The organism is Nocardia thraciensis (assembly GCF_054782435.1).
The window spans coordinates 40917-49646 of record NZ_BAAGSM010000009.1; the positions used below are offsets into that span (position 1 = coordinate 40917).

Here is an 8730-nt window from a genome sequence, read left to right on the forward strand (position 1 = left end):
GCAATATGACATCTCGATACTGTCGTTATCGCACCAGCATTCAAGCTCCGGTGCGGTACAGGCCGATGCCTCGAGTTGCGGAACGAGCTTGCTCAACAGCTTGTCGCCGACCCTGCGTACTGTCTGGACCATATTCGAAACCCCTGAATCTCGCCGGACCTTCCGACGGTGACAAAATGATATCGGGAAGTTAGGATCGAGCAGCCACCACCGGTGAGAAGAATGGGTGCCACGCCTGACAAAGGCGGTGGGAAAGGGAGTCGGAATGCGCGCAAATACCACCATCCTGTTCGTGGCGGCCATTCTGACGGGAATACTCCTCGCCGTCCGGCGGGCACTGGTGTCGGTGCACGTCACGGGTGCGAGCATGGAGCCGACATTGTGGGATGGCGACCGTGTGCTGGTGCGCCGACGAAAACCCGCGGATCTACGCCGGGGGCATATCGCGGTGATGCGCGCGCCCGACACCGCGCAGGGGACGGACTGGCAATGCCTCGACTGGCATGTCAAACGCGTGGTCGCGCTCCCCGGGGATCCGATGCCCGCAGGCGTTCCGGTCACCGATGACACCGGCGTGGTGCCGGTCGGCTCGGTGGTGATGTTCGGGGACAACCCATTCGGCGCCGACTCCCGCAACTGGGGCCCGTACCCGATCGACGGTCTCGTCGGCACCTTCGTCTGCCGCACCTGGACCAACGGTGGCGTCGTATGAGTTACGCCGTGCTGGCCTGCCGGTGCGTGCTGGCCGGAGTGTTCCTGGTGTCGCTGGCCGGAAAACTGCGTAGCCGGACGGCATTCGAGGAATTCGTCACGGCGACCGCCGCGCTGCTGTCCGCTCCCGGTCGACCGGCGAAAGTGGTTGCGGTGGGGACGATTACGGCCGAGATCGCCGTCGTGTGCGCGATGGTCTTCGAACCCTCGCGTCGCCTCGGTCTCATCATGGCCGTGGCTGTGCTGGTGTGCTTCACCGTCGCGCTCGTCCGTGCGTTGCTCCGCGGCGCCGCGGCGCCCTGTCGTTGTTTCGGGGCTTCCGACACACCGATCGGCATCCGGCATGTGATTCGCAACATCGTGCTCGCGGCCGTGGCGGCGGCCGCGGTAGCGCTCGATGTCGCTGTCGGTACCCACCACTACGAACCGGTCGGCATCGCCGTCATCGTCCCGGCCGTGGCCGCGTGTGTGCTGCTCACCGTGCGGCTCGACGACCTGGTCGAGCTGTTGCGCTAGCCCATCGCCGACGGCCCGGCCGCCACGGTTACGGCTGCCCCGCAAGGCATTTCGGAGACCGACCGATCGTGGACGGGGACGAACTGCGCGATCGTGAGTTGGTGGGTCGAGTACCCGGGATAAGGGTAGAGGGACAACGAGGTGCGGGCATACCCGCCGTCATGGGCGAGAGTTCGCACGGTGATGGCGGCGGTCTCCCCGGAGCGCAGGCGATCCGCGAGGCCGGACAACGCCGCCCGGTCCTCGGGATGGAATACCTCGACGGGCCGCGGGAGCGAGTTCCATCGGATCCAGGCGGCCGGTTCGGTGAGCCAGTGGGCGATGCTCGGGTACGGCAGGTGCACGATCGCGAGGTGCGTACCGGCCCGTCGGTGTGCCTCGCGCAGCCCGACCTCCTCCAGCAGCGGCTTCGTCGACGACGTGGCATCCGCGGTCACATCCTCGGCCAGCCACCAGACTTCCCCGGCTCGGTCGTTGTCGCGGGCGCGAATCGTGATCCGCCAATGCCCGGGACGGGCCGAACCACGGTTCAGGACGACATCGAACTGCAGCTTGTCGCCGGAGGCTGGGGCATACAGGAGATCGAGCACCTCCGCATGGCGGGTGAACCCCGAAATATGGTGGAACAGTTCGGCAATGGAGCACCGTGTGGTGTGGAGGTCCATCCCGAGCAGCGGTCCGATTCGCTCGGGCAGATGAATCATCTGAGTGTCCGCCCGCCAGATGAACCCCGCCGCCGGTCGGGGTTCGGGCACCGGCACATCGGCGGCCCCCAACCACAAGCGAACCGCGTGTACCTGCCGCGTCGGTCCGAGGACCGGCCTGATGACCAGCCGGAGTCGGCTCACGCGCACCGGGATCGCCAGCTCCACCGCCGCGGCCCGCTGATGCACCGCGTGGATCGCGTTGGTGATGTGCCGAGTGGTCAGGCCGTGCGAATGTTCGGGGGTCTTCGACAGGAGCCGTTGCAGCACGCGACGCACATCGGCGAAACCTCGCGGCGCGTCGCCCACCGAGGCCACCGATATCGCGGCGGCGGACAGTGTCTCCACCGTCACCCACTGGTTCACCGCGGACACGTGCCCCGCCGTGCTAACGTTCCACTGGTTCATGTCTACAAAGACCGATGGAACTACCAAAAGGTTGGTCGTCGCTTCCCGACGTGTCGTCCATTAGGTATTTATGAAAGTCCGCATGCATGTTTCCTCGCGAGAACCGGCATTATCGCCGCATAGGTATGCGGTCCGCATCGGTAGTTCGTGAAGCGTTGTTCCCGTGCTCGAAATGTTTTGTCGCGGGCGGCCGAGAGCTATTCTCATTGCCATGGTGGCTGATTCGGGACCCTCGGTTCAGCCTGTGGTACCACAGAATTGGTACTGCGTGCGGTGCGGGGGTACGCCTGCCGCGCCGGTCACCATTCGAGGGCACCGCGGGCGGGTGCTGTGGATGACATTCCTCAGCAGTACCGGTCCGTTCTGCCGGGACTGCGGTCTCGCGATCTATCGACGGATGACGCTGGAGAATGTATGGCTCGGCTGGTGGGGGCCGTTTTCGATGTTCATCAACGCGGCGACCATGTTGTTCAACGTCCTGCCCTACCGGGATATCGCACGGCTGGCGCCGCCGGTTCCGGGAATGCCCGGAAAGCCCCTGGATCCGGGGAAGCCGTTGTTCCGCAGGCCCGGGGCCCTCGGGTTCCTCATCCCGGCCGCGCTGGCAGGGGTGGCGACAGCGATAGCGGTGACCGGTGCCGGGTCGAGCGATACGACAAGTGCGGCAATGACATCGAGCACGTCGGCGGAAACGATGGCCATCGACCTCAGCGGCCTGTGCCGGGCGCTGTCCACGCACATGCCGGAATCCGACCTGCTCGGGCCGATGAACCCGCTCCAGAACGATATGCGGTCCGCGCAGAGTTGTACGTGGCGCAGCGACAGCCGGTACGCCACCGTCGAGGTGCAGGCCATCGACGACGCCGAGGCTCACTACCAGACGGCCACCGAGCGGATGTCCGACCCGAAATGGGGCGGTTCGCCGCTGGAAGACATTCCCGCCCTGGGCGATCGAGCGGCCGCCGCGTCGACCACGCATTACACCGACACGGGCGCCACGGTGGCGGTGCAACTGCGAAATATGACCGCCCAGGTCACCTGGACCGGCCGCGGAGTGACCTACCCCGATGCCAAGGAGCGGGCAATCGCCGTGGCGCGCAAGGCAATCGAGTTGGCGGCACAGTGAGGTCAGGGAACTTGAATTTCCGCCGGGCCCGCCGGAATGTGGGGTCGGTCCGTGGTTACGGTGACGCTGATGCGACCCGGGCCGGTGGGCACTTCGGCGAAGTCGGTGTTCGGGGTCTGATTCCACGACGTGCCGTCCGAGACGGGCACGCCGACGCTGCCGGACGCACCGGTATCCAGATTGCGCCAGTTCGCGAAGACCGTGACATTGCACGGAGTGCCGAACGTGGGCGTGTACTTCACCCAGCTCACACCGAAGCGGGCGGTGCCGGGCCGGTCGGCCGAGATCCCGGTTCGTGCCTGGCCGTAACAGACATCGCCGAGACTGTGCAGGACTCCGAGGTCCGCGGACGCGGGGGCGGCAGCGGCTGTACCGGCTCCTACGGATATGACGGCGAGGGCGGCGGCCACTGCGATTCCACCGCGGACGGGGGTTTTTTCGAACGGCACGCAAATCACTTCCTTACGAATGGATCGACACTCGGGGCGTATTCGATTGCAGACCGACACCATCCACAGCCGCGTTCTCACTGAACAGCGGCTGGGCCGGGTCATCATGGCACATGCGCGACGGGCCGCCGCATCGGCAGCCCGTAGGTAATCGGCGCGGTGCTCGAATGTCGAGGTCGAGCTGGATGACAGGCCCAACCTTTCGCGGCCCCAGGCAGTTGTCATAGATGTGATCGGTGTCGGCAGGGAGAGGGTTGGTCGGATGGATTCTGAGGAGCGACTGCCCGACGCCGCGGCCGATCGTGTCGACGACGAGATGGCCGCCGTGGAGCGGCAGATCGCCGCCGAAGTGGTGTCGGCGGGTCCGGGGGGATGGCGGTCGGTGCGGGCGGCGTTCGCTGTCGCCGTCGGCGGGGAGGCGACGGAAATCGTCTTCGTCATCGGCGACCGGTCGGTACGAGTGGATCCTCCGGCGTCGACGGCGGCCTTGGTCAGGCGGCACCGCGAGCTGTCGGCGGAGCGCGACGAGGGGCCGTGGTGGCGGTTGCTGCTGTGGTCCACCGAGGGAGGCGTGCCCGAGTTCGGTTACGACCTCGGGGATGAGCCGTTTCCGGACGGGCAACTGTTCGCTCCGGAGGTGTACCGAGCGGATCTGGCGGCATACCCGAGGCGCAGGCTGCCCGTCTGGCTCGGGGCCTACCTCGGTCACTCCGACCGTCAGGCGCGCAGCCCGCGAGCGGCCGTCGCCGCCGTTCGCGCCGACCGGGCCGCCGGGGTGCGGCCGACGGCGATGACGAACGAACTACCGGATCTCCCGGTGCTGTGGGCGCGATGGGCGGTGCTGTCCGCGGCGTTCGTCGCCACCGGTTCGGAGCGCGGGCCGCGCATGCTGCCGTCGCTGGCCTGGTTCGAAAGTTCCCGGCGCGCTGGGTCGACGGTGTACCTGCTGCCGGGCGGGTACGCGGTGCTGTCGGGCGGTGTGTGGAATCCGCCCGAGCTGGACGCGGTGTACAACGCCGGCGCCGCGATGCCGAACTTCTATGCGGGAGCGCCGGATTGGGTCGCGGATCCGGTGCTGAACCCGCGGGCCGCGGCCGGGCTGCTGTCCTTCTGCTACTGGTGGGACGACGGGCGATGGTTCCGAGGGGATTCGCCTGCCGCCGAACAGTCCGGCCCGGCCGTGCCGGGGGTGTGGACTGCCGACGCCGTGGTCGACATCGTGTCGAGCCTGGTCACCGATCGGCCGGACCAGCGTTTGCGCGACGCGTCCGACGCGCTGGTCTCGGCCGCCCAGGGCGGCGTCGTCACCCGGGAGGCGGTGGCCGACGTATTCGAAGACGAGGAACTCTTCGATGTCGACGCCGCTCTGTATCAGCTCTCGATGGCGGGTTCGGTGCGGCGGGCGGTGCGGCCGGAGATGCCGCCCGCCGAGGCGATCGATCGCGTCCGCTCCTATATCGCCGATCGCGGGCTGGACGCCACCGACTATCCGCCGTCGGGTTTGGCCGCCGACCGGATCGATGCGGGCTGGATGGTGTACGCGCCGGTGCCGCGCGGGAAGATCGCGATCGGCCGGGCGATCTTCTATGTCGCCGACGACGGCGTACTCGAGCATTCGTCGTCATCGATCGCGCCGTCGGAGTACGTGACGGGTTTCCGGCAGCGCTACCGAGTGCGCCAGGGTGGGGGTGCGGGGTGACCGTATCGGGGGATCTCACCGAGCAGGCCGAGCGGATCGCCGACTCACTGCGCGAGGCGGCGGCGCCGGGGTGGCAGCGGTTGGAGGCTTGGTTCGCGATGACCGTTGTCGCCGAGGCGGCACTGCTGACGGCCGACGACGGCGCGCGGTCGGTCCGGTGCCGAGTGCCGGACGCGGTGTGGGAGGCGGTGCGCAGGCATCGGCAGATCTCCGTGCTGTCGGATGCTGGGCCGTGGTGGCGATTGCTGGTGCGGATCGACGCGGCGGGTGCCGAGGTGGTCGCGGATCATGGGGCGGAGCCGTTCCCGGGTGAGCAGTTGTTCGCACCGGACGCCTATCTAGCGGATCTGGATGCCCATCCGCGGGAGCGGCTGCCGGTGTGGTTGGCCGCCTATGTCGGACGAGGCGAACCGCAGTCGCGGCCGCCGCGCCGCGCCGCCGAGCGGATGCGGGCGGATGGGCTGGCGGGTGTGCGGGCGACGGTCGTGCAGGACGAACTGCCGGACCTCTCGGTGCTGTGGGCCCGCTGGGCGGTGTTGTCGGCGGCTTTCGTGGCCGTCGGGTCGGCACGGGGGCCGCGGATGGCTCCCGCCGTCGGTCTGTTCGAAAGTGCCGCGCGCAGTGGTTCGACGCTGGCGGTGCTGCCGGGTGACCGGGCGGTGTTGTCGGGTGGCGTATGGAACGCGCCGATATTGGAAGCCGTCTACAACGACGATGCCGCGATGCCGGATTTCTTTGCGGGAGCGCCGGATTGGGTCGCGGATCCGGTGCTCAACCCACGCGTGTCCTCGGGTCTGCTGACCTTTTGCTACTGGTGGGAGGCCGGACGGTGGTTTCGCGGAGAGTCCGCTCCGATGATGGAGTGCGCACCCGCGCTGCCCGCGGTCTGGACGGTCGACAGCGTGGCCGGTGTCGTCGGTCGCCTGGTGGACGGTGGGGCGGGAGGCACCTCGGAAGCTGTCGAGTTTCTGGTGTCGGCCGCACAAGCCGGGACGGTGACTCGCGAGGCTGTAGTGCGCGCCTGCGGCGACCACGGTCGGGCGGACGTCGACAGTGCCCTGTTCCAGTTCACGGTCGCGGGCGTCGCGGCGCACGAGGACACGATCACCGAGGTCGCGGCGATCGACCTGGTCCGCGATCACATCCGTCGCGCGGGCTCCGACACCACGGGATATCCGTTGTCGGCGTTGACCGCCGAGCGCCTCGGCGTCGGCTGGATGGTGTCCGCGCCGATGCGCGACGACGAGATCGCTGTGGACCGCGCGGTGTTCTACGTCGCCGACGACGGTGTGGTGGAGCGCTCGAGCACGTCGGTACCGACATCTTCCTACACCGACGGCTTCGCGCAGCGGTTCCGGCTCCGCCGTGACGGCCGAGCATGACCGAAGGCGGTTGGCATGGTGCACAACGCGTTTCAGGTGGATCCCGATGCTCTTCGTCGGCAAGGTGAGCAACTCGCGGAACTAGGCGACCGGGTCGGCCGGACCCATGCCGGGCTGCGGGACTGCCTGGCCGCTGCCGAGGGTTGTTGGGGCGATGACGATTTGGGCACGGCGTTCGCCGCGAATTTCGAGCCCCACGCCCATCAGTTGCTGGCCAATCTGCGGGCTATGGAGGAAAGCCTGCGAGACACGGCCCGCGGGATTCGCGGTGCCATGCACAACATCGAATCCCAGGATCAGCTGGGAGCCGGTGCGATAGCTCGTGCGGCCGACGAGCCGCCTCGCACGGCTCCGGACTTGGGCGGGGGTACGGCGCCACTGTCGGGTGGCGCCCCGCCGCTGGCCTCCGATCCGGCCGAGTCGCCGTCCATGCCAGCGATTCCGGCGTCATCGTTTCCGCCACCATCGCTTTCGACGACGCCCGATCCGGTCGCGGCGTCGCCCGCGCCGACTCCCGCCGCCGCCCACCAGAGGCCCGGCACCGAACAACCATCTTCGGAGGCGCCCTCGGAAGGGCCTGCGGGACAACCCGTGCCGCGGGACGCTCCGCAGCGCGCGCAGTCTTCGGCCGGGCCGTCGAGCCGACCCGGCGGTGGTGGTGTGCGCCCCGACAGGCCCCGCCGACCCTCGTCACCGCCGGTACCGTCTCCGGGTGCCGCGCCTGCGCCGGGCGCCGGGCCCACGCGGGGACCCGGTCGTGCGGTCAGCGCGGGCAGCACGGTCACGCCGTGGACCAGGCCGCCGCGCGTGGCGCCCGGCGGGCCCGCGGCCGATGTCCACGGACCGTCGAATCCACGGGTCGGCGCCCCGCCGCGCGCGTCGAAGCCGGGCGAGGGGCAGCCATCAGCGCGCGAGCGGGACCGGCCCCCGGAACGGCCGGTCGGTCGACCCGGTGCGCGCGCGGCGCTCGGGTGGCTGGCGCGCAGTCTGGCCGAGCGGCACGGGGTGGAGGTCGTCGGCTTCGACCTGCCCGGTCTGGACGAGGCCGTCGTGCGTGAGTTCGCGGCGGCCATCGATCGAGTGCTCACCGACTATCCGGCGATCGAACTCGATGTCGTCGCGGTGGCGGAGCTGGACGATGTCGCCGAGGGTGTGTGCTGGCGTAGCGAAGAGAGGGACTTCGCCATCGTGCGGTCGGTCACTCTCGACCTGCGGGTGGCCCGTGAATCCTCTGGTGTGGCCGCTGGTTCGGGGTTCGTGGTCGAGCCGGAAGCGGTGGAGACGGTGGCGGGCGGGTCGGATGGTCTGGTGGTGTACGGGGCTACGGTGCGTGAACTGGGTCTGGCATTGGACTTCGCTGGTGGGGGTGTCGTGGCGAGGGATGCTCAGCATATTTTGATCGCTGAGTACATGCGTGTGGTGGCGGGGCGGTATACGACGCTGGCCGAACTGCTGCGTGGGTACCGGCGTTGGCGGGCGGAGTGGTCCGGCGCCGATGCCGGTGAGATCGGTTTCGACCCGTGCCGAGCGCTGAGTGCTGCGTTCGCTGAGGTGGTGTTGCGTGGTGTTGGGGCGAGTCCGCAGGCGAGAGTGTTGTATACCGCGTTGGTCGACGCGGCTGTGTCGGCGAGGTAGGCGGCGGCTGTGGAGGAGTCGTTGTTGAATCCGGTGGTGTGGTTGCGGGAGGCTTTCGAGTCTCTGGGGGATGTGTTGCCGGGTGTGCGGGATGTGGTGG

At 68.6% G+C, this 8730-nt stretch carries 8 protein-coding genes; 6 read left to right on the forward strand and 2 right to left on the reverse strand.

Annotated elements, in window-relative coordinates; all coding sequences use genetic code 11:
• Positions 1-265: 265 nt before the first annotated feature.
• Both ACYVLQ_RS02610 and ACYVLQ_RS02615 read left to right on the forward strand, forming a co-directional pair.
• Positions 266-712 (forward strand): S26 family signal peptidase, encoded by a 447-nt coding sequence (locus tag ACYVLQ_RS02610; protein ID WP_460695736.1) that lies wholly within the window; start codon positions 266-268, stop codon positions 710-712.
• Positions 709-1227: a MauE/DoxX family redox-associated membrane protein gene (locus tag ACYVLQ_RS02615; RefSeq protein WP_460695737.1), complete on the forward strand. Its 519-nt coding sequence runs from the start codon at positions 709-711 to the stop codon at positions 1225-1227. Before ACYVLQ_RS02610 ends, ACYVLQ_RS02615 begins: the two co-directional genes overlap by 4 nt.
• On the opposite strand, the gene ACYVLQ_RS02620 is transcribed toward ACYVLQ_RS02615, so the two are convergent.
• Entirely contained in the window at positions 1224-2306 is a 1083-nt protein-coding gene (locus ACYVLQ_RS02620) for a GAF domain-containing protein (protein ID WP_460695738.1), read from the reverse strand. The genes ACYVLQ_RS02615 and ACYVLQ_RS02620 overlap by 4 nt on opposite strands.
• Before the next feature lie 430 nt (positions 2307-2736).
• Here ACYVLQ_RS02620 and ACYVLQ_RS02625 point away from each other — a divergent pair, with 430 nt between their 5' ends.
• Positions 2737-3465: a hypothetical protein gene (locus tag ACYVLQ_RS02625; RefSeq protein WP_460695739.1), complete on the forward strand. Its 729-nt coding sequence runs from the start codon at positions 2737-2739 to the stop codon at positions 3463-3465.
• Positions 3466-3467: 2 nt separating this feature from the next.
• On the opposite strand, the gene ACYVLQ_RS02630 is transcribed toward ACYVLQ_RS02625, so the two are convergent.
• Positions 3468-3914 carry a hypothetical protein gene (locus tag ACYVLQ_RS02630; protein ID WP_460695740.1) on the reverse strand — a complete coding sequence of 149 codons (447 nt, stop codon included), beginning with the start codon at positions 3912-3914 and terminating at the stop codon, positions 3468-3470.
• A gap of 262 nt (positions 3915-4176) precedes the next feature.
• Here ACYVLQ_RS02630 and ACYVLQ_RS02635 point away from each other — a divergent pair, with 262 nt between their 5' ends.
• From ACYVLQ_RS02635 to ACYVLQ_RS02645, 3 genes are read left to right on the forward strand one after another with little or no spacing between them, the layout of a single operon-like run.
• Positions 4177-5613: a hypothetical protein gene (locus tag ACYVLQ_RS02635; RefSeq protein ID WP_460695741.1), complete on the forward strand. Its 1437-nt coding sequence runs from the start codon at positions 4177-4179 to the stop codon at positions 5611-5613.
• A complete protein-coding gene (locus tag ACYVLQ_RS02640) occupies positions 5610-6995 on the forward strand; it encodes a hypothetical protein (protein WP_460695742.1) in 1386 nt (461 codons plus the stop codon). Before ACYVLQ_RS02635 ends, ACYVLQ_RS02640 begins: the two co-directional genes overlap by 4 nt.
• Before the next feature lie 15 nt (positions 6996-7010).
• Positions 7011-8630: a WXG100 family type VII secretion target gene (locus ACYVLQ_RS02645; RefSeq protein ID WP_460695743.1), complete on the forward strand. Its 1620-nt coding sequence runs from the start codon at positions 7011-7013 to the stop codon at positions 8628-8630.
• The last annotated feature ends 100 nt before the right edge of the window (positions 8631-8730 follow it).